This window comes from Vibrio ruber DSM 16370, from assembly GCF_900163965.1.
Taxonomy (GTDB): domain Bacteria; phylum Pseudomonadota; class Gammaproteobacteria; order Enterobacterales; family Vibrionaceae; genus Vibrio; species Vibrio ruber.
In genome coordinates this window covers 1-21,671 of sequence record NZ_FULE01000033.1, presented here as the reverse complement: position 1 = coordinate 21,671, position 21,671 = coordinate 1, and the positions used below count along the sequence as shown (strand labels likewise).

General features: G+C 40.6%; 16 protein-coding genes and 1 pseudogene. 4 read left to right on the top strand and 13 right to left on the bottom strand.

Translation table 11 applies throughout. The features are described 5' to 3' along the window. Positions 1 to 229 precede the first annotated feature (229 nt). Positions 230 to 2,131: a methyl-accepting chemotaxis protein gene (locus VR7878_RS12835; RefSeq protein ID WP_077336493.1), complete on the bottom strand. Its 1,902-nt coding sequence runs from the start codon at positions 2,129 to 2,131 to the stop codon at positions 230 to 232. 767 nt (positions 2,132 to 2,898) lie between these two features. On the opposite strand from VR7878_RS12835, the gene VR7878_RS12830 reads away from it, so the two are divergent. Beyond that, entirely contained in the window at positions 2,899 to 4,605 is a 1,707-nt protein-coding gene (locus VR7878_RS12830; RefSeq protein WP_077336492.1) for a sulfatase family protein, read from the top strand. A gap of 215 nt (positions 4,606 to 4,820) precedes the next feature. Here the strand turns inward: VR7878_RS12830 and VR7878_RS12825 are convergent, their stop codons facing one another. From VR7878_RS12825 to VR7878_RS12805, 5 genes are all read right to left on the bottom strand, one after another. Beyond that, the gene (locus tag VR7878_RS12825) at positions 4,821 to 5,351 is read right to left on the bottom strand and encodes a hypothetical protein (RefSeq protein WP_077336491.1); all 531 of its coding nucleotides are present in this window, start codon (positions 5,349 to 5,351) and stop codon (positions 4,821 to 4,823) included. 60 nt (positions 5,352 to 5,411) lie between these two features. Beyond that, positions 5,412 to 6,593: an anaerobic sulfatase maturase gene (locus VR7878_RS12820; RefSeq protein WP_077336490.1), complete on the bottom strand. Its 1,182-nt coding sequence runs from the start codon at positions 6,591 to 6,593 to the stop codon at positions 5,412 to 5,414. Between the two features lie 89 nt (positions 6,594 to 6,682). After that, on the bottom strand, positions 6,683 to 8,410 hold the full coding sequence (locus VR7878_RS12815) for a sulfatase family protein (protein ID WP_077336489.1): 1,728 nt from the start codon (positions 8,408 to 8,410) through the stop codon (positions 6,683 to 6,685). 262 nt (positions 8,411 to 8,672) lie between these two features. Then, positions 8,673 to 9,824: a hypothetical protein gene (locus VR7878_RS12810; RefSeq protein WP_077336488.1), complete on the bottom strand. Its 1,152-nt coding sequence runs from the start codon at positions 9,822 to 9,824 to the stop codon at positions 8,673 to 8,675. A gap of 279 nt (positions 9,825 to 10,103) precedes the next feature. After that, entirely contained in the window at positions 10,104 to 11,588 is a 1,485-nt protein-coding gene (locus tag VR7878_RS12805) for a sulfatase-like hydrolase/transferase (RefSeq protein WP_159440463.1), read from the bottom strand. A 1,023-nt stretch (positions 11,589 to 12,611) separates the two neighbouring features. On the opposite strand from VR7878_RS12805, the gene VR7878_RS12800 reads away from it, so the two are divergent. Both VR7878_RS12800 and VR7878_RS12795 read left to right on the top strand, forming a co-directional pair. Further along, positions 12,612 to 14,072, top strand: coding sequence for a sulfatase family protein (locus VR7878_RS12800; protein ID WP_077336486.1), 1,461 nt, complete (start codon positions 12,612 to 12,614; stop codon positions 14,070 to 14,072). A gap of 91 nt (positions 14,073 to 14,163) precedes the next feature. Continuing rightward, positions 14,164 to 15,594 (top strand): sulfatase family protein, encoded by a 1,431-nt coding sequence (locus tag VR7878_RS12795; protein WP_159440462.1) that lies wholly within the window; start codon positions 14,164 to 14,166, stop codon positions 15,592 to 15,594. 186 nt (positions 15,595 to 15,780) lie between these two features. Here VR7878_RS12795 and VR7878_RS20875 read toward each other — a convergent pair. The 7 genes and pseudogenes from VR7878_RS20875 to VR7878_RS12760 all read right to left on the bottom strand — a co-directional run. Next, positions 15,781 to 15,935: pseudogene (locus VR7878_RS20875) on the bottom strand (IS481 family transposase); the annotation flags it as partial. Between the two features lie 27 nt (positions 15,936 to 15,962). Then, on the bottom strand, positions 15,963 to 16,337 hold the full coding sequence (locus tag VR7878_RS12785; protein ID WP_077336484.1) for a RidA family protein: 375 nt from the start codon (positions 16,335 to 16,337) through the stop codon (positions 15,963 to 15,965). Positions 16,338 to 16,452: 115 nt separating this feature from the next. Then, positions 16,453 to 17,760 (bottom strand): 6-phospho-beta-glucosidase, encoded by a 1,308-nt coding sequence (locus VR7878_RS12780; protein ID WP_077336483.1) that lies wholly within the window; start codon positions 17,758 to 17,760, stop codon positions 16,453 to 16,455. Position 17,761: 1 nt separating this feature from the next. Next, positions 17,762 to 18,106: a PTS lactose/cellobiose transporter subunit IIA gene (locus tag VR7878_RS12775; RefSeq protein ID WP_077336482.1), complete on the bottom strand. Its 345-nt coding sequence runs from the start codon at positions 18,104 to 18,106 to the stop codon at positions 17,762 to 17,764. 60 nt (positions 18,107 to 18,166) lie between these two features. Then, entirely contained in the window at positions 18,167 to 19,486 is a 1,320-nt protein-coding gene (locus tag VR7878_RS12770) for a PTS sugar transporter subunit IIC (RefSeq protein WP_077336481.1), read from the bottom strand. Between the two features lie 17 nt (positions 19,487 to 19,503). Continuing rightward, positions 19,504 to 19,815 (bottom strand): PTS sugar transporter subunit IIB, encoded by a 312-nt coding sequence (locus VR7878_RS12765; RefSeq protein WP_077336480.1) that lies wholly within the window; start codon positions 19,813 to 19,815, stop codon positions 19,504 to 19,506. Between the two features lie 226 nt (positions 19,816 to 20,041). Then, a complete protein-coding gene (locus VR7878_RS12760; protein WP_077336479.1) occupies positions 20,042 to 20,752 on the bottom strand; it encodes a GntR family transcriptional regulator in 711 nt (236 codons plus the stop codon). A gap of 762 nt (positions 20,753 to 21,514) precedes the next feature. Here VR7878_RS12760 and VR7878_RS12755 point away from each other — a divergent pair. After that, positions 21,515 to 21,671, top strand: a 157-nt coding sequence (locus VR7878_RS12755) for a transposase (protein WP_139344045.1), incomplete at its 3' end; no start/stop codon positions are given.

Sequence of the window (21,671 nt, the reverse complement as noted above, 5' to 3'; positions counted from 1 at the left end):
TAACAAAAAAAAACCCGACCATTCGAAGTTACCTTAAGAGGCTTTCTCACTTCGTCTGTGTCAGGTTTTGCCTGCATGAGATGCAGTAGCAATCCAATATGTATACGTTTTACCTTCTCTAACCCAATCAAACAATAACGAACTATTTCAATTGTGATATAGATCAGCTAATGAATGAGCTTCTTAGAAGTAAGGCGATTTATCACGTAAATCTGCTTCAGACTACTTTTTATACCTTATATTGGGCTATCTCATGGAACAGTTGTTTTGAGAGCTTCTCGAGCTTATCTGCTTGGGTAATACCCTGAGCAGACTCTTGCTTCAATTGACCAGAAACAGTCTTAATCGATTCTAGCTTTTGACTGACATCCCCAGTCACATGAGACTGTTCATGTGCCGCTGAAGTAATCTGTATCGTCATCTGGCTCATTTCTCCAACCGACGTATTAATCTGATCAAGACACTGGCTCGTCGAAACAACATCATCAACACACCGTCCGGTCAAATCGTAGCTGTTTTGCATCATACTCGCGACTCGATTGGTTGAACTTTGAAGCTTCTCAATTTTATCTTTAATTTCCTCGGTAGATACATGTGTCCGTTGGGATAACACTCTGACTTCATCAGCAACAACAGCAAAACCACGACCCTGTTCACCGGCTCTGGCCGCTTCAATCGCCGCATTTAATGCCAATAAATTCGTCTGTTCAGCAATATCGCGAATCGTGACAAGAATCGATTCAATTTGCTGACTATCCTGTTCAAGCAGGCGAATATCGTGAATTGATTTTTCCAGCTCCGCTGATAGCTGTTGAATCGATGCTTCACTCTTAGACATTAATCCGACACCATCGTTACACATGTCTACACATTGGTGGCACGAACCCGATGTCAATTCAGCATTTCTGTAGACCTCTAAGGCTGAACTGGACAATTCCGAAACGGCTGTCGCAATCAAAGTAATATTTTCTTCCTGACCGGCAATCTCATTTCCCTGATGTTCCGAAGCATCCGAAATATGATGTGATTCTTCGGTCAACTGGCGTGTAACTTGATTGATGTGCTTGACCAGTGAATGAATCCGATCAATGAACGCGTTGAAATTGGCAGCAAATTCACCGACTTCATCCCGATTATCGATCGGAATTCGCTTCGATAGATCCGCATCTCCGGAAGCAATATCCATGAGCGCCTCATTCACTCGGTCAAACTTTTTGAAAATGCCGAAAACAAGTAAACTTAACCCCAGAATACCGAACAGAATAATTCCACCTGCAATAAATAACTGCTTAGTGAAATACTCATTCACAGGCTGATTAATCAATGAATCTTCAACAGTAAAAACCAGCACCCAGTCCATATCAGGAACAATAAAAGGGATCAGAGTAAAAACCCGGCCTTTTTTAGTCACCGATTTCCGAAAACTATGCTGCTCTGCTTTTACAAATAATTTTTCACCTGTTGACGTTGAATTAAAACTGGATAAGTTCCTCATCACCAATTCATATTTAGGATGAAAAATAATAAAACCGTCCCGGTTGACGACCATCGCATCACTTCCGGTCGGTACTTTGATTTGAAAAGCTTCTTTCATAAACCGTTCTAAAGAAAACACCCCGGCTACCACACCTGAAAACTGCCCATTAAGATAAAGCGGTGTGGAGATCGACATCGAAAAAGTATTCGAATCTTCATCTGAATAAGGTAAAGAAATCAAGTCAGCTCGGCTATTCAATGCTTGTTTGACCCACTTTGTGTCACCGGAAACCGAGTGTCCCCCTTGGCTGTATTTCACCTCTCCGTTAGCATCAATTAAATACAGACTATCGAATCCCAATTGTTTAAAGTGACGCCTAAATATTGCATCAACTTGTTGATTGGGTTGGCTGATTGAATCACGGACAATCGCCAGATTATTCTGATGATATTTAAACCAATTGGATATAACCTTTGAATGGGTTTCCAATAGACTTTCACTTTGTTCCAACACAGCCTGATTACGATTCCGTTCGAAAGTCCCATAACTTAGATAAGTTAAGATCAATGTCGTGGTAATAATAAAAAAAGTCGATGTGAAGATTATTTTTGATTTCAAATTGAATTTAACTATATGCAAGAAATTCGCATTCATCGCTCTTATCCCAATTTCGTTAAGCTGTCTACATAAATGTCAGCTGACACAAAAACCAATACACAATCGATAATCAAATACAATCAAGCCATTAAAAATAAACAAAAAAACCCAAACAAAAACATTCCAAAGAAAGGAATTTTGTTTGGGTTTTGCCTGATTGAACAGTAACAATCCGATGTGTGGTTACTTAGCCCTGATAATGGCAAAGCAACTAAACTGTGTCTGTGTTTTATCACAAATGATCACAAGGTCAATAATGACCCAATAAAAAGTGATCTCAAACACCAATATGAAGCATAAAACCCAGATTCATATCACACTTTATTTAAATTTTATGTAAACAAATCGAGAAGCGATATCAATAAATCAATATACGCAAGGCCGTTGCCCTATATGGAAAAATAATAATAATGATATTGTGTTCACAGACTAGAAACTTCATCTCAAAATATCGAGAATTATCACAATACAAAAAGCGTCGAGATTGTAGAGATATAGGACTCACGTCACAATTAATATAATTAACAATTGATATTTTAAATGCAAGCGCGTAATTTTTGTGGGTCAAGGATTGTAACTACGTTATGTAGGTAGGCAAAACCTGAACCTGAATCTCTTCATCGGTGAGGAGATTCAGGTTCAGGTTTTTTTTTGCCTTAATCCATCGGAATTCTATTTTTATTATATTGTACAAACGATTATCGCTCTCTTTTCTTCAATGCATACACACTGCACTGCAAGAATCATGTAAAGAAGGTATCACTATGAAAAAGCTTGCTCCGACACTAATTGCCCTGGCCTGTTCTCAGGCCATCGGTAGTTATGCAACTGCTGCCACCTCGCCCTCGGATTCAGCATCGGCAAAACGTCCCAATATTGTCTACATCATCGTCGATGATCAGCGCTATGACGCAATGGGGTTTATCAACAATGAGGCGGTTACGCCCAATATGGATAAACTCGCCAAGAATGGCGTATATTTTAAAAATGCCTTTGTGACCACATCTTTAAGTGGCCCGAGCCGGGCAAGTATTCTGACCGGAATGTACGCTCACAATCACGGTATGGTAGACAACAATAAGAATCCGGATGTATTCAAACTCCATTATTTCCCAGAAGAACTCAAAAAAGTCGGTTATCAGACAGGTTTCTTCGGTAAATGGCATTTCGGTGGCATTGAAGAGGAAGGTAAACCAGGACTTGCCGGTTTCGATCGCTGGGTCGGCTTTGTCGGTACCAACGCTCAGGGGAACTACTATCCGGTTGATATGTTCGGCAAACCTTCAATGCTCAATGTGGATGGTAAACTGGTTAAACAGAAAGGTTACATTACTGATGAATTGACCGATTACGCCATCAACTGGCTGGATCATCGCGATAAGAGTAAGCCTTTCATGCTTTACTTAGGTCACAAAGGGGTGCATGCCGACTTCCTGCCCGCACCGCGCCACTATGGAAAACTAGCCGGTAAAACGTTCAAAAAACCAGATACTTATGCTAACACGGAGAAAAACTATAAAGGCAAACCGCGCTGGGTGAAAGACCAACGCAATAGCTGGCATGGCGTCGATTATCCGTATAATAGTAATCTGGATCTGGATCAGTTTAAACGCAATTACTACGAAACGCTGATGTCTGTCGATGACAGTGTCGGCCGGGTACAGCAGTATCTGAAAGACCACAATCTGGATAAAAACACCGTGATCATGGTCATGGGTGATAATGGCTTTATGTTTGGTGAACATGGTTTGATCGACAAACGTAATGCCTACGAAGAATCCATCCGCGTGCCGCTGATCGCCGCAGGACCGGGCTTTGATAAAGGCCGTGTGGTTGAAGATGTCGTTGCCAATATTGATATTGCGCCAACCATTTTGGATGCAGCCCATATCAAGATCCCAAATAATTATGACGGGTCTAGCTTCCTGCCGCTGGCTTCAGGCCACAAATCAACGACGCCGCGAAGCAAGTCTTTTGTCTATGAATATTTCTGGGAATACAACTTCCCTTATACACCGACAACATTTGCGATTCGTAATAGCCAGTATAAATATATTCAATACTATGGATTATGGGACACCGAAGAACTCTATGATCTGAAGGCCGATCCGCATGAGAAACATAACCTGATCGACTCTCAGGAGCCCGATATCATTCGTACCAAGATTGCACTCCGCAAAGAGTTGTTCCAGAAGCTGAAAAATCACGAAGGTAAAAATGTGATCCCTTACAACGAGCAACGCTCCAGAGGTCAAGTTTTCCGTTACAAAGCCACCGGTAAGAAAGCTGCAGACTTCCCGGATCAATGGATGCGTGACTATGATCCGGATGACAAATACTTTGGTTTGCGACCTGATATGGTAGACAAAGCCAAGAAACTAGCCCCACTTTCCGGTTCTTTAAAGCGTACGAAAGAATACATCAAGACGCACTATTTGATGAACCAGAAATCAGAAGCAACTGAGAAGTAACCTCCCCCACTCGCCCCGCTCCGGAACATCCGGGTGGGGCTATTTATTGATAATATCCGACCGCCTCCTGTCGCTCTCATTCAGAGAAAGCCCATCGACTCAAATCACGGCAATCATCCTGTGCTCCTGAGCGAAAAAACATAAAAAAAGGACTGCCGTAGCAATCCTTCTCTCTCATGATTGAAACCACAACTATAGGCAATCCGATGTCTTATTTATTCCGCCAACCAAGGATACATCACCGCAATCAGAGTCCCCGTCTTATCATTACTCAAGGTCACCGAGTCAATACTCACACTCGGTATTTTCAGATAATCCTGAGGATAATGACCCCGCTCAACCCGCTCCTGTACCAACACGGTCGCCGTGTCATTTTGCAGCGCGCTATACGATGGCAGCTTCTCCCGGTAAAAGCGAATCACCTGCTCAACGTCGGCCTCGGTTATAAAGGTCGCAAAAGGCAGAGTCTGGTCTAAGTCATCAAAGTTGATGCCATGATGTTTATGGACGACCATCAGCGCACCGGGATAAATCGGCAATGTCACGGTATCGACCGCCGCTTCTTGAATCTCGGGATTAATCCCCATCTGCTGACGCAGTCTTGCCCGGGTTGTTTTCAGCGTCTGAGAAACCGCAGACTGCACCGATGCCGGAGCCGCCTTTACCGACTCTTGTGCCAGTGTCACCGGCGGCAGAGCAAACAGACCACTGAAGGCGAGGCTTGCGATATATACTCGTTTTTTCATTAACTTACCTTTTATTACAACAAATCACCGCATTGACCGGCTGATGAGCCTCACGCCAAGTTAGGCACTCTGAAGAACCCGGCGGATAATTTCCTTCATCGGCGGAACGCAGTGGCTGAAATGAACTTTGTAGCCGTCACACAAATAGTTTTTATTCGGAATACCATTCGATGAAAGTGAGAAGCGATGTTTCGGACACCCACCATGGCAAACTGCTTTCACCGGACACTGAAGACAATCAACGGAGATATCCTTCGATTTACTTTGAGAAAATTGTATCTGCTGATCACTGTTGACCATTTTGAGCAGATTACTCTGATGAATATTCCCCAGTTTATTGTCCGGAAAAACGAAGTGATCACACGAATACACATCACCGTTCGCTTCTAGCGCCAGATTTGCGCCACACTCTTCAGAAAAGACACAGCTCCCTTTTCCGCCAATGAGCTGGGTCATGGTCTGTTCAAAGTTCATCACAAAATACTGACCAATGTCCTTTTTCGCCCATTCGTCAAAGATGGTATTCAGAAAATGACCATAAGCGGCGGAAGGCACCGTCCACGGCGCTACCTGACACGGCTCTGAAAAGTCAGGCTTAATCAGGAACAGCCCATTTTCATCCGCCTGATTGGCAACCCGCTCGACCAGCGGAATAAATTGCATGTAATGGCTGCCGACGGCTTTTAAAGCACGATAGACTTCCAGTGGCTCATGGACATTATGCTCACTGACAACCGTCAGTGTATTAAATTCGACTTGATATTTCTTCAATAACGCAATGGCTTCAATCACCTTGTCATAAGTATCTTTGCCTGACTTAGTTCGCCGATAGCGATTATGATGCGCCGCATTCCCATCAATAGAAAGGCCGATCAAAAATTGATGCCGGTGAAAAAATTGCGCCCAGCTTGGCGTAAGATTCAGACCATTCGTCTGAAAAAAGTTATTAATCTGTTTTCCCTGCGCATAACGCTGTTGATACGCCACTGCTTTTTCAAAAAATTCTAGTCCGGCCAGTGTCGGTTCCCCGCCCTGCCAGATAAAATCGATAACGGGTGCTGACTGAGATTCAATATTGGTTTTTACATAGTATTGCAGTGTCTCTTCATCCATTTGCCAGTTCTTTTTCCGGCTCGGGTAAAGTTTCTCTTTCTCCAGATAAAAACAGTATTCACAATCAATGTTACATACGGAGCCGGTTGGCTTCGACAACAGCTGAAAATTTTCAATCTGGTTTTGCATCACAGTGTCCTCACGTATTCGACAAAACAGGGCCGTCGCACCAACGACAGCCCTGATTCACTTTCTATTAATATTCGTATTTGTATCCGTTATTGAAATGTGTAGCTTTGGTTTTCACTCTCTTTCCACCCATATCTTACGGATTTAAATTCAATTTTATGTACCCCTTGCGGGACTTTGAGTGCCTTGGTGTAAAGCTGCCAGTCTCCGTTATCAAATCGATAACCAATGGATGCGTTCTGAGTCCGGTTCACAATCGAAAATGTCTTGAACAATGGGTTGTAATGACCAAACGGTGCTTCTGTCACGCGCTGTTTACCATCTTTATCCAGAATCTGTTTCACCATTTCAGATTCTGGCATCAGAGACATATCCACAGCACTGCCATCCCACTCAACCAAAGCCTGACGCATAGTTTCAAGTACCGCTTTATATTTAGGGTCTTGTGCCAGATTATTTAGCTCATATGGGTCGTTCACCTTGTCATACAGCTCTTCCTGAGGACGAGGTTCAAACCAGATTTTTTGCTGTTTGTTCAGATGACCGGCGTCATTCTCCGCCTTCATCGATTGCATGATCCCCAGATTGTTACGGAAATTATTGTCATATCCACCGGGAATTTCCGTATGCTCGTTATACACATAACTATAGCGTGCATTCCGGACACTTCGCCCGTATTGAGGGATTTCATCGAAACGATCCCGCCCGGCATAGGCGTATTCACGTACAGTTGCGTTATCTTTCGATAAATCGACTCCGGTCATATAGTCTGGAACTTTGCTGCCAGAGAACCCAAGAATGGTCGGGGCTAAATCTTCAAAAGAGACCAGACGATTTTCTGTTTGACCGTTGTGTTTCCACCATGCGGGTTGATATTGCTTCGGTACATGCGCGATGAACGGCACTTTCAAACCCGAATCATAAAGATCGCGTTTATGCCGGGGAATGCCATCACCGTGATCGGTTGTCACGATCAAAATGGTGTTGTCCCACAATCCGTCTTTCTTCAGTCCCTGAACGATCTTGCCGACCATCTGATCCATCACCTGAACGTTGTCGTAATGCCGGGCAATATCACGTCTGACTCTCGGTGTATCGGGATAATAGGGTTCAAGTTTGACGTCATTCGGATCCGTTGGCTGGATGTTGTAATGAGTCCGCAACTTATCCCATCGATTGACCAGCCCCTCCCATTTTTTGGTTAACAGATCCTCCTTGCGAAAAATCCCTGACTCATGCGTAATCTGTGGATTGAGATGTAAGAAGAATGGCTTACCATGAAGATCGTAATTCCGCCATGCCGTCGGGAGCATCAAATCATCCATATTTTTATAAGTGCCATGTTTGTCCCACAACGTAAATGGCCCGATATTCATTGGCCCGCCTGAAAACTGATAGTCGGTTTTGGTATCGTTGTAAGTGAAATATCCATTGGCACGGAGTAATTCGGGATATCCTTTGACCTGTGACTCAGGCACCCCAATATATCCGCCACCGGGATAATTGGTCGTACGCATATGCTGCAACCCCAGAGTCTGAGGGAATCGGCCAGTAATCACACCAGCCCGGCTCGGTGCAGAAACGGGAGCCATGGTATACACCTGCTGAAAACGGACACTCTCTTTTGCCAATGCATCGATATTTGGGGTCTTTGCGACAGGATCCCCATAAACGCCCCATCTTGGACTCAGATCTTCAGCCATAATTAGAACGATATTCGGTTTTTCAGACTGTTTCTGTGGTGCAAAATCAACCGCATTGACCGTACTGCTGATACTGGCAGCCAATAATGTTAAAGCCAGGACTTTTTTCTTCATTTCCTACTCTCCTGAAAGTTAGCATTTGAATCGCCCAGAAACAAAAAACCCAAGAAGAAATATAAATATCTCTTCTTGGGTTTTGCCTGCCGAAACAGTAACAATCCGCGCGAATACAGATAGCCTACTTTTTGTTGTGTAAATAGCAATTACAGGCCGCATTATCTGTGATTGCTATCGTCTTTCTTATGTAACTCACCGCGAATGAAGCCATCAGGATTAACCATGCCCGATGGCAACCATCTTACCGTGTCAATTGAACTTAGAAATTAAACCGGGACTCGAGATACATCTGATCGTCGCCTTTATCACTCATGACTTCAGAAATTGCGATAGTGGTTCTACGATTGATAAAATACTTCAGTTGGAATTCAAAAGCTTTATCAAGCTCATCCACATTCACAATGATCGTCGGAGAGAATCCTTCACCGTTTTCAGGGAGTAAACTGTAGGTTACATTTGCAGATGCACCCAGCCCTTTGGTGGCATATCCCTGATTGCGGATAATATCACCATTTTCATTATCATCCATTTTCGAATAAGAAAAGTTCCAGGACACACGTTGCGCCATTGCAAACTGCTTATACCCATAGAATGTATAAGTCAGCAAATTCTTATCGGCTCGCTCAAAGTTAGTATCAGAATTGGAGTGATAAGAATCTTTCGTCTTCGCACCGCGGTTCCCCATGATTCCTTTACTACCGACAAAAAGACCCGGCTGACCATTATGAACCGCCAGATAAGCGCCGAAAGAATCGGATTCACGCGAATAAATATCTGCCGTCTGATAACCGAAATCCATACCCACAATGTCAGAATCTACATCATAGGAAGCATAAACATACAGGTTATTGTCATAGTGGCTGTCGTAAATAATTTTCCCTGCATTTTTTCTCCCTCTTTCTGACTGGTTGTTATACAAGCCAGTAATCGCGACATCATTGGAGAACGATGCCATCGTCGCTGTATATTTACCATAGCCCAGAAAGCCCCAAACCGAATCTTCAAAACCAACCCGGAATTGGTCAATCTTCTGCTTATCATCAAAATTATCGAAACGATCGGTTACCTTATTATCCTCATCAACCCAGTTTTCCTGAGCCTCCATCCGCACATCACCGACAAACCCGATTCGATCGGTAAGAGCGGTATACCCCCGCATGCGCATCATCACTTTAAAATAAGCTTTCTCATAATCAGTGTGATCCGTTGATGTGTTATAGCCCCCTTTTAAGAAGCCGTTAAAATACCACCGTGAATTTTTATCCAGATTGGTTAATGGTTCGATTGTTGAACCAACTTTCTTATAGTTTTTGACCAGATCAGAATCCCATTTTGTCGTGTCACTCTTTGCATAAACGTTATGGCTTAACCCACATGCTATCGCTATTGCTAAAATTGTAATATTTTTCATATTTTTCAAACCCCTATTAATAAAAAAACCCGCCAGACCGTTATAAATAACGTTCTGGCGGGTTTTGCCTGAAATTCAGTAGCAATCCAATATCAATAATAAATAAATATTATAAAATAAAAACCAATTAATCCTATTAATGTGACCAAACTCAATAAATATTTTTATCAATATAGAAAGTAAATCACAATCTAAAACACTTAAAAATACTTATTTAAAAATAATTACAGGAAAAAAGAATGAAGCGAACAACTTCATTCTTTTTATGATTTATTGAAATTAACTATTGGGATTAAATAACGGTGCTTTTGATTTCGGCATATTCTCTTTAAATACCTTCGCCGCAGCAACAACCTCTGCCAGAACTTTCGGTGAACGTTTTGCAAGATTTGTCGTTTCATTCGGATCATCTTTGAGGTTATACAATGTCGGCTCATTCAGCCACACAACCCCTTTTCTACCTTTGCGCTCTCCGAAGACAACTTTATAGTCTCCCATCCGAAATGCCGTAAACTGCCCCAGAACATAATAAGGCATGATTGTTCTGGCACTCTTATCCCCTTTCAACCATGTTTTACTGATATCAAACCCATCGAGATCTTTGACCGGATGATGTGTCCCGGTAAGAGACATAATCGTCGGCAGGATATCCAGCGTGCTGCCGATACCATCAACCACCTCATTTTTCAGATGTCCTTTCCAGTTGACAATGAATGGCACTCTCATCCCGCCTTCATACTGGGTTCCCTTTGCATCTCTCAAGTTTCCTTTTTGACCGGCAAGCCCCCATTTGTTCCACATCCACCACGGGCCGTTATCTGAGGTGAACATCACGATGGTATTATCCGCAATTCCTTGTTTTTCCAGCTGATCCATAATTTGTCCGACCGACCAGTCAATCTCCAGCAAGATGTCACCATAGCGGTTGTGACCTTTACCGACAAACTCAGGAGAACCAAACAGGGGCGTATGTGTCTGAGGATAAGACATGAACATGAAAAACGGATTTTTTTGGTTCTTATGCTCGGCAATATAATCTTTGGCACGACCGGTAATATCTTTGGTAAAGGTTGCCTGTTTCATACCACCGGGAACTTTATAGTCAACATACTTACCATTGATGGTATTTTTTGTTTCATAAGACATATACAAAGGCACATCCCAATACTCTTGCTTAGGCAGAATATAAGCAGGCATTCCCTTAACCCAAATATCATGCGCTGCTTTAGGATTATTTTTCATCAATGTATTCATTTCTAACTGATTCGGCGAAATCGTTGAATAACGGTCATTACTGGCAGGAATACCATACCACCAGTCAAACCCGTGACGGGTCGGGAATGAGTCGGCATTGGATCCCAGATGCCATTTACCGTACATCACAGTGTCATAGCCATTGGTCTTCAGCGAGTCTGCGATTGTCACTTCCGATTTTGGAAAACCATCCGGGTCACCTTCAATAAATACACCAGGCGCGGTTGTACCATACAGGCCAGTTTTAGGCCCTAATCGTCCAGTTAACAAACCACCACGGCTGGGAGAAGAAATAGGTGAACTTACATAAAAATTGGTCCAGCGCTGGCCTGTATTGGCGAGTTTATCCAAATTAGGTGTGGGGGTTTTACTGCCCTGCAAGCCGATGTCAGCCCATCCCATATCGTCAGTAAATAAAATAATAACGTTGGGCTTTTCCGCCGAATGTTGACTTGCCACAGCCAAGGGCGCCACGCTGGCCATACTCGCAACAGCAAAACTTACACTCATTGCAATATTCTTTATCTTCATTTTTGTGTACCCTATTTCCTTTATGTTATAACAATTTGATACCAAGTCTTACCAATTCCCATTGATATATGCCCATTGATATATACCCATATATTTAAACGATAAATGGGGTGAAACAGGGTACAAATAAAACATCGTCAAAAATAAAAATCCCACCCAAAATTCTATTTATAAAAACCTTACCGAGCATCAATTATTTTCACTATGATGCTTATATAATGTCTCCAGACAATGATGTACTCTTTCACACACCTTTATGAACAATTAAGCAGTGAATCAATATTATTCTCAGAGAATCCTGATTATATAAATACAAAACAATCGCACTCAAACAGTCCCGAGATTATTAAAAAGGATGCACGCTGTTTATTTATTCATATTCCCTTCTTTTTTGACACCTCAGCATAACGACCAGTCTGTTTAACTTTTTCCCAAAAAAAAACCTAAATTCAATCAAATCCAGATAATAACTATCAACCAGATCTGATTGGATTTAGGTCTTGCCTGCCAAAACGCAGTAACAATCCATATTGCCAATGAATGTGTTTTTTAAAATAACAACTAATTTAGTCTAAGCAAATACAATCTACCAGATTGTGATATATATCGATAAACAGAAAAGTAAGCTACAATTAATGTGATCATCACCATGTTTTAGTTTCACTTTCTTGAGTAGTCTATTGAAAAGATAAAATTATTAGCTTTATTTTTATAATATAAGCAACATCAGTGTCTGCCCATGTTTATAGTTTTGGCAACGACACAAAAACACTAACATACTGATTTTAAAGGATTGTTACTGTACATCGTACAGGCAAAACCTGAATGAGCAAGAATACCAGGCTCATTCAGGTTTTTTTTTGGCACAAATCAGGACATAGCACCGCACTCATGTAATGACTGATAAGAAGATCACTTCGCTTTTTATGAATCATAAGCATCTTTTGTGCGGATGAATAATGTTCATGTAGTTTTCATCCATTCTCATAAGGGAAATTAAAGATGCCCATGACTAAATTAAGAAAATCTCCTTTGGCACTTGCAATATGCATGATGGCAGCACCTGTGTTTGCAACATCAACCAATACAGAACAAGAGAGTCAGCCAAACGTATTGATGATCGTCGTTGACGATCTGGCTTTACCGGATGTCTCTGCTTACGGGCATGATCTGGCACCAACACCAAACATCGATAAGCTTGCTCAAGACGGAGTACTGTTTACCAATGGTTATGTCGCAGCATCGGTTTCAGCCGTTTCTCGGGCTGCGATTCTCACGGGACGCTCACCACAACGTTTCGGTTTTACTTACAATATTCATGACAAAAAAGATGCGGACAAAGGCTTACCGGCTGATGTACCAACGATCGGTGAGCGACTCAAGACACACGGTTATAACACCAATGCTATCGGTAAATGGCATCAGGGGTTCAACGACGAGTTTTACCCGACCAACCGGGGGTTCGATGACTTCTACGGCTTCCTGACCGGTGAATCCATTTATGCCAGTCAAAATACACCGGGAATCGTGACAACCCCCACCAAATTTGACGCCCGTAAAAAAATGTCTTACGACCATCGCGAGCCGCGTCAAAGTGTATTCAAAGGGAAAGAACGGAAAGTTGTCAACAATCTGAATAAATACTTAACTGATGATTTTACTGATGTCGCTATTCAATATCTGAATAGCCAAGAGGATAAGAAAAACCCGTTTTTCCTCTATCTGGCTTATAACGCGCCACACTATCCGCTACAGGTACCACAAAATTATTACGACAAATTCAGTGATATCAAAGATCCGGTCAGACGCACGTATGTCGCCATGATCAGTAATCTGGATGACAATATTGGCCGTGTCATGGAAACACTGGAAAAAACCGGACAAGATAAAAATACGATGATCTTCTTTGTTTCCGACAATGGGTGTCCGATCCAATTCGGATTCTGTGACTGTAGTGACCCCCTAGGCTCCGGCAAATTTACCTATGTTGAGGGTGGCGTTCATGTACCGTACATCTTTAGCTGGAAAGGGAAAATTAAGCCGAATCAACGCGTTGAATCTCCGGTTTCATCTATCGATATGGTGCCGACCATTATGTCTCATGTGGAAAAAAATAAAGATCTTCCCGCTGAACTCGACGGACTGGATCTCCTCTCGGTTATCAACGAGCCCGAAGCGTATAGCGACCGAAAACTCTTCTTCTCTCAAACGCCACTGCACGCAATGCGGGACGGTAAATACAAGCTTTGGATCTCTGACGACCAAAAGAGCACAGAACTTTACGATCTGGAGAAAGATTCAGGAGAGCTTCACAACATCGCCACTGAGCATCCGGAGATCACGCAGAAAATGCAAAAAGCGCTTCAACAGTGGAATCAGGAAAATCCAAAACCGTTGTGGAATATGCATCGTACTTTCCCCAACTGGAAAACCTGTACAAAAGATACCGAAGGCGTTTATTAACACCGTCTCGTATAACCATACAGTGATGTAACGACTTTCGGGCGGTTACCAATCAGAGATCCAAATGACGAGAAAACAAAGAGATAAGAGAATGAAACAATATACGACCAGTAAGCTTGCACTATCAGTTTTGGCGGCGTTGGGAACATCAATGACCATGGCGCCGGTTCACGCGGCAAAACAGCAGCCACTTCGGGCACCGACCGATCAGCCGAATGTCATCCTCATTTTAGCGGATGACTTAGGGATCGAAGGCATCAGTCAATTCGGTGGTGAATATTATTCACCGAATATCAACAAACTGGCAAGAAACGGCATCTCATTTAACAATGCTCATGCCACACCATTGAGTTCGCCAACCAGAACCCGGTTGATGACCGGTATTGAAAACCGCAAAAATTATAAAGCGTTTGCCTATCTCGATCCCAACTCTGTCACTTTTGCCAACACCTTTAAAAATGCGGGGTATACAACAGCAATCACCGGGAAATGGCAACTCAGTGGTAACGGGTTTGATGGTTTGAAAGGGATCACACCATCAGAGGCCGGCTTTGATCAATCACTGGTTTATTTCCGGTATACCCGTGACTCAAAGGGCTCCCGTTACTGGGCACCGACACTGTATTACAACGATAAAAAAGCCTCGTTTGAAGAAGGTTTCGGTCCGGATATGGAGCAAAAATTCGTCAAGAGCTTTATCTCGAAAAACAAAGATAAACCCTTTCTGCTCTACTACCCGATGGTGCTCACTCATAACCCCTTTGTGGTCACCCCTGACTCCATGAACGCCAAGAGCAAGAAAGACAAATTGTCCGGCATGATTACTTATATGGATAAACTGGTTGGTGACCTGGTTGATTATGTTGATCAAGAAGGCTTATCTAAAAATACCATTTTCGTCTTTGTCACCGATAATGGCACCCATCCAAGTATTGTATCTTACCGCTATGGACATAAAGTTCGCGGTGGGAAAGGTCACCCGACTATCAACGGAACCCACGTGCCACTTGTATTCAGCTGGCCGGGTCAGTTAGACAAAGGCGTGAAGAAAGATGCTCTCTTCGACATCATGGATGTTTATCCGACCATCTCTAAACTGGCAGGATTAAAAGTTAAACAGGAGATCGATGGGGTCGATCAAGTGCCAGTTCTCAAGGGGCAGAAAGAATCGGTCCGCGATACCATTTTTATGCACTACTCTCCGGTATGGAAATTCAAACCGACCAGCTTTATCTTCAACAAAGAATGGAAGCTCTACCACAACGGTAAATTTGTTAAACTCGACACAAAAGCGGGAACAGAAACCGTAATTACCGAGAAAAACCGTACAGCAGAATCAGACAAGCAGCTTGCTTATCTGAAAGCTGAGATGGCGAAAGTGAATGATACGCCATTAGATCCACACACCAGCCCTTGGTGTGTCGGTCAAGAGTCATTAAAAAAAGGTGTCTCAGCACTGATTGCTGGGTGTGATATGGATAAAGCAGGTATGCGTCCGGCTAAACTGGAATTTCTGGACTAACCACCCATTTGGCTTATCCACAACATGTCTGCATTCACTCAGACAAAGTTATCCCCCACAATAACTGTGGTGTAGCCAAACCATCAGCCCCATGAACATGGTTAACGATGTGATTGGGGCTGCTTAGCTGTACTAATTCCGATCTGATCTGACAGTTACCCACTTCGTGACTCGGTGACTGTCAGATTAAATTTGGGCTAGATTCTTTTCAGCCCAGATTGATTTCCTCTCTTCTAATGTTTCGATTGGCATTCTGCCACGGTACATTTTCCTCGATGAGTCCGATGATTGTTGTCGTAGTCGATCCATGCTTCCGGCTCTTTCGATAACTCTTCCATCGAACTAGTCTGAACGAATACAAATAAGAGCTACATTTCTGCTATTAACTCTATTTCAATCTTTGCATCCATTGGTAATCTTGCAACTTCAATACATGATCGAGCAGGTTTGTGCGAGCCAAAGAATTCGTCATATATTGCATTTATTTTAACAAAATTATCCATATCTCGTAAAAAAATAGTCGTTTTGACTACGCTGTTCAAACTACATCCAGCTTCGAATAAAGTTGAGCTAATATTTTTTAAACATTGTTTCGTTTGTAACTCTATATCATTAGAAACAATTTTCATTGTTTCAGGTTCAATAGGAAGTTGACCAGAAAGGTACAACATACCTTTACTTTCCATTGCGTGACAATATGGGCCAACAGCCTTAGGGGCTTTATCTGAAAAAATAGGATTCATAATTTTCCACTTCTTTAATTCGATATATTTTATATATTCTTACGAAAGGCATCACAAAGGATGCCTCAAAAATATATTCAAACTATAATCTATAGGCTAAAAACAAATTTTTAACCTATCTGATTGCGCTATGTTTAAATTGAGGGAGGTATTTTGAATTGATCTCCAACATGTCATCTAAAATTTCTTTAGTAACTGTACCTTTTCGAACTAACGGATTAATAGTCAAAGCCTGTAGAGCTGTGGCATAGTCTCCGGTAACACCAGCTTTAACTGTTAATTCTTCAAAAGCTTTCTGAAGCTGTAGAGTCCCCCTTATTGCAGGATTAACAATAGGCTCCAAGTTTAGAGGCATAGCGCCACATGATGTAATGACTGAAGTCGCCTCAATTGCGCAATCATTTGGTAGCTCAGATATAGTTCCGTTGTTACGTACATTTACGTGCATTAATGTCCGCTTATCATTGTAAATTGCGCTTATTAACTCACAAGCTGCGTCTGAATAATATGTACCACCACGTTCTTCAAGCTGCTTTGGTTTAACGTCTAAATTTAAATCTTCGTACAATTTAAATAATTCGGTCTCTATCGCCTGAACTTCTTCTCCACGGGTTATATAGTTTTCACATTTCAATTCCTTCAATTCCGCATCATCTTGTTTATAATAATATTGATGATAACCACAGGGTAAAGCACCAAGCTGCATAAGTTGTTCCGGTACCCATTCAACTTTACCAAGGTTTTTGGGAAGTTCAAAATCCTCACCTTGACACATTTTTTCTAGTAGCTCTTTAATCCGATCCTTTCCATTATCCCAGACATGAAAGGCATGGATAAAATGGTTCAGCCCTGCAAACTGGACTTGAATATTTTTACCTAATAGCTCTTCAATACCGTATTGCGTAATAACAGGAACATTACACAGGCCAATGACTTTAACGTTTGTATGTTTTAAAACTGCCTCAGTAATAATACCAGAAGGATTTGTAAAATTAATCAACCAGGCATCAGGGCAAATATCTTCTATGTCTCTACATAAGTCCAAAGTGACAGGGATTGTACGCATCGCCTTTGCAAATCCTCCAATCCCATTCGTTTCTTGACCGATCATTCCGTAGCGATGTCCAAGCAGTTCATCTTCAATACGCGCAGGAATCATACCAACCCGCATTTGTGAACATACAAAAGAAGCGCCTGACAATGATGCTCTTCTATTGAAACTAATATTTAATTCAATATCTAAGCCGGATTTCTTGATCATCCTTTTAGCAAGAGCTCCAACCGTTTCAACTTTATATCGTCCCTCTTCAATATCGAATAAATCTATGTGAGTAATCGGAAGTTCATTATAACGTTTAATGAACCCTTCGATAATTTCTGGAGTATAACTGGAACCTCCACCAACAATTGTTATTTTAAGCAATTTACTTACTCCTATTAATTTTATGCAATTCGATTATTTCACTTGCAATATCACGACAAAGCATACCTGTCATAATATGATCTTGAATATGAGTGAGAATAAGAGTCATCTTTATCTTTCCCTCCCCTTCATCTAAACCAATAAGATATGTCTGGTCTTTATGAACTTTATTTAACATCTCATCAGCTTGATCAAGCAGTTTTAAAGACTCTTCAATATCCCCTGTTCTTGCATGTCTCATTGCTTCCATCGTTGCTGAACGAGCATTACCAGCAGAACACAACAAACCCATCAAATATTCTTCACTTAATAGCGGAGAGTTTTCATTTAAATCTATTTTTGACATTTAACAATCCTTTACTTTTCATGAATGTGTAAGAATAAAATATATTCTTCACTAACATTCCTATGGTAGTAACTCATTAACTTCCATATTATTTTCGTTATATAATTTAGCTTTTTCTTCATCCATGAGTTGTTTCTCATACATTTTGAAGAATGGATAATAAATAATTCCTGCGACTACTAAGTTAATCATGACAACGAAAAAGGCTTGTACCGACCAATTGGTAGCCCACATTGCTCCGATTGGAGCTGGGGTGGTCCAGGGTGGAATAGCCACAATACGATTCAGTAATTCAAATTTAAATGAAAACCAAGTAATTACACCACAGATTTGAGGTGCTAAAACCCAAGGGATGAAAAAAGTCGGGTTCATAACGATCGGTGTACCAAATGAAACGGGTTCATTAATATTAAATACTCCCGGGATCAGTGACATTTTACCAATAGCTCTCAAATGCTGAGATCGTGAACGAATAAAGAGTAAAACAAGTGCGATTGTAGCGCCTGACCCCCCGACCTGAATAAAGAAATCAATTAGCGGTTGTGCAAAGATTGTAGGTAGTTCTGTACCGGGAACACCTTGCGCTAAAGCTTGTTGATTAACGGTTAAATTTGATAGAAGAAAAGGCGTAATAATACCACCAGTAATTGCAGCACCATGTACACCTGCCCACCATAAAACTTGCGCAATAAAGGTAACGAGTAAAACAGCACCTAAAGAGTCAGAAGCAGATACCAGAGGTTTGAATAATTCCATAATAGCTTCTGGAAGAATAAAACCAGTTTCATTGTAAATAAATAAATTTAATGGATAAATTGTTATTACTACCACTAAAACTGGAATCAATAGTTCAAAGGATTGACGAATTTTCTCCGGGACTTGCTGAGGTAGTTTTAAACCAATATTATATTTATGCAAAAAATTCATCATTTCTGGAACATAAATACCAATTAGCATGGCTGTAAATATTCCCTTTCCACCCATATTATTCGTTAAAATAAAACCATCTCCCATAGGGGCTGCAACTAATAAGAAAGTGGATAATGATAATAAGCTTGCCAAGTGTGGGTTAAGTGTTTTGTAATTTCTTGCTAAATTATATCCAAGACCTGATACTATCCACAAAGTCATGATACCCATGGTATAGTGAAAAGGTAACATAATTTGTTCTTTGTAGTTTGCAGCAAAAGTTGACCATAAATTTGTGGATGTTTTTTCAAAGGGTGGATATGCAACTACTAATAAAAATGACCCGACAATGATAAAAGGAATTGCACCAATAAATGCATCCCTAATAGCCATAACGTGTCTTTGGGCTCCGACTTTACCGGCTAATGGAGCAAGTGTGTTTTCTAGAAAACTAAAAATTTTATTTTTCATATTTTTATTTCCTATGCTTAGCTACTTTTTAGCGCCAATGCTTGCGTTAAAATTTCGTCACCATTTAGTGTCCCATATAGCATCATATTTATCTTTGCACATTTTTTTCCTTCTTCTTCACATCTCTTGTTGAAGTCATTAAACTTATAGCTAACTTGTGGTGCCACAAGACAAATATCATATTGATTTACTACATCTTCAAATTCAGATATTGAATATGCTTTTATTTCAACATCAACTTTTCTTTCTTCTGCAGCTTTTAGCATATTATTTACAACCATAGAGGTAGACATACCCGCCGCACAACACAGGAATATTTTTGTAGTCATAATTATCTCTTAATTAAAAAATGGCATGTTATCAGACTAAATGTAATTGGATCGGTAATAATTATTTTTTAAAGTTAATAGTTCCCCCTATAATATTTAATTACAGTAATAATATGATATATTTATTCAATTCCAGAATAAGAGCTATCATGTTTTAATGACACTCTTACTCGTGTGTTTTATTATTTTTTTAGAATTAACTTATAACCATACATAAATATCATCATTAATCATTATTATATGAATAGAATTCAAAACTATATTCACTTAACTTAAAGTAGTTAATACTGTATTCAAAAACAGTACCATCATCGAGCTCTCCAATAGAGATAACTTTCAATAAGGGATAGTTTTCACTAGTCGATAATAATTTTGCTAATTTTTTTCCGGCTAATTCAGGAAGTACAATTTGTTTACTTCTTGATATATGAAGTCCTTTAGACTTGATATATTCGTACTTTGACTCCCTCATTACATCAACAGTTAAATCAGAAAACAGAGATAAAGGCATGTATGTACGCTCCACCATTTCTGGCTCTCCATTAATAAATCTAACCCTTTCGATATGATATACCATATCATGCGCATCAAGATTTAACTTTGAACCGACCATCATATCAGATTCTAATATTTCGAAAGTGAGTACTTCTGTTGTCAAATCTTTTCCTTGAGACTTCACCTCTTTATAAAAGCCTAATAATTCAGATGCTCCATGTATTGCTAACTTATTCTTCTTAACAAATGTTCCGGTTCCTTTTATCCTGAATAAAAAGTCTTGCTCAACCAGTAATGCAAGAGATTTTCTTAGCGTCATTCTACTGACGTTGTAAATCTCGCACAGAGTGCTTTCTGAGGGCAGCATACAACCCTCTTCATATTCTCCGGAACTAATTTTTTCAATTAAGTCATCAACAATTTGTAAATAGACTGATTTCATTTATTCTTACACCTCGTTTTCTATTTTGAGTATACACCATGTATACATCATGTCTACAATCACAAGATAAAAAACTATACATGATGTATACTATGAACGTTAAAAATTAAGAATATTAGGAATTTAATCCAATATATTCAATATGATAAGGCTTATTGATCAAGTTCACATTTTGGATTTTTAATGTTAGTGAATCCCAATTTTTCTTGATACTCAGAAAAAATGAAAATAGTCATTCATCTAACACTGGATAGAACTGCCAGCTGTGAAGTACTTATCCTGCTACCTCTATCATGGCATTTTGTCAGACAAAAGTATTATCAAACCAACAGCATATGCAATTGGATTTCAAACTATTTTAAAAGATGCCCATGCTCATAACAAAAATGGCGGCAATCGATGTGATTGCCGCCATTTCAAAATGATGCTTTTTACTTTCCTACAACTGTAGGAAGGTAAAAAAGTATCATACTGAGTGTCGCTGTAAACATTGTACTGTCGTATGATTTTGGTGAGGTTGAAAAATAAAGTATCATACTGCTTGAGCTTTACCCCTTTCAAGAAGGCCTATAGTGAGTAATAAAGTTTCATACTATAGTCGTTCTTCAATAGGTAAAGATTGAGAAAGGAGACTCAACAACGTTTCTTCACTTTTAGTTTGGCACTCCCATACAACCAAAACATGCTGTAACCCTCCCCGAAAAAATGGACGCTGGTAAATAGGGCTTTTCCGTTTACACTGAAATAAACGGAGAGTGCATGATGAAAAAATCACGCTATACAGAAACGCAAATCGTCAAGATCCTGAAGGAAGTCGAAGCCGGCAGGAAAGTCAATGAAGTGTGCCGCGAATACGGGATCTCTGATGCAACCTACTATAACTGGAAATCGAAGTACGGTGGTATGGAAGCCTCTGATG

Excerpts from the sequence above, each read along its gene's own strand:
- VR7878_RS12835 (WP_077336493.1), bottom strand. The coding sequence starts at position 2,131 with ATGAATGCGAATTTCTTGCATATAGTTAAATTCAATTTGAAATCAAAA.
- VR7878_RS12810 (WP_077336488.1), bottom strand. The coding sequence starts at position 9,824 with ATGAAAAATATTACAATTTTAGCAATAGCGATAGCATGTGGGTTAAGC.
- VR7878_RS12800 (WP_077336486.1), top strand. The coding sequence starts at position 12,612 with ATGCCCATGACTAAATTAAGAAAATCTCCTTTGGCACTTGCAATATGC.
- VR7878_RS12820 (WP_077336490.1), bottom strand. The coding sequence starts at position 6,593 with ATGCAAAACCAGATTGAAAATTTTCAGCTGTTGTCGAAGCCAACCGGC.
- VR7878_RS12795 (WP_159440462.1), top strand. The coding sequence starts at position 14,164 with ATGAAACAATATACGACCAGTAAGCTTGCACTATCAGTTTTGGCGGCG.
- VR7878_RS12765 (WP_077336480.1), bottom strand. The coding sequence starts at position 19,815 with ATGACTACAAAAATATTCCTGTGTTGTGCGGCGGGTATGTCTACCTCT.
- VR7878_RS12770 (WP_077336481.1), bottom strand. The coding sequence starts at position 19,486 with ATGAAAAATAAAATTTTTAGTTTTCTAGAAAACACACTTGCTCCATTA.
- VR7878_RS12815 (WP_077336489.1), bottom strand. The coding sequence starts at position 8,410 with ATGAAGAAAAAAGTCCTGGCTTTAACATTATTGGCTGCCAGTATCAGC.
- VR7878_RS12825 (WP_077336491.1), bottom strand. The coding sequence starts at position 5,351 with ATGAAAAAACGAGTATATATCGCAAGCCTCGCCTTCAGTGGTCTGTTT.
- VR7878_RS12805 (WP_159440463.1), bottom strand. The coding sequence starts at position 11,588 with ATGAGTGTAAGTTTTGCTGTTGCGAGTATGGCCAGCGTGGCGCCCTTG.
- VR7878_RS12760 (WP_077336479.1), bottom strand. The coding sequence starts at position 20,752 with ATGAAATCAGTCTATTTACAAATTGTTGATGACTTAATTGAAAAAATT.
- VR7878_RS12785 (WP_077336484.1), bottom strand. The coding sequence starts at position 16,337 with ATGAATCCTATTTTTTCAGATAAAGCCCCTAAGGCTGTTGGCCCATAT.
- VR7878_RS12830 (WP_077336492.1), top strand. The coding sequence starts at position 2,899 with ATGAAAAAGCTTGCTCCGACACTAATTGCCCTGGCCTGTTCTCAGGCC.
- VR7878_RS12775 (WP_077336482.1), bottom strand. The coding sequence starts at position 18,106 with ATGTCAAAAATAGATTTAAATGAAAACTCTCCGCTATTAAGTGAAGAA.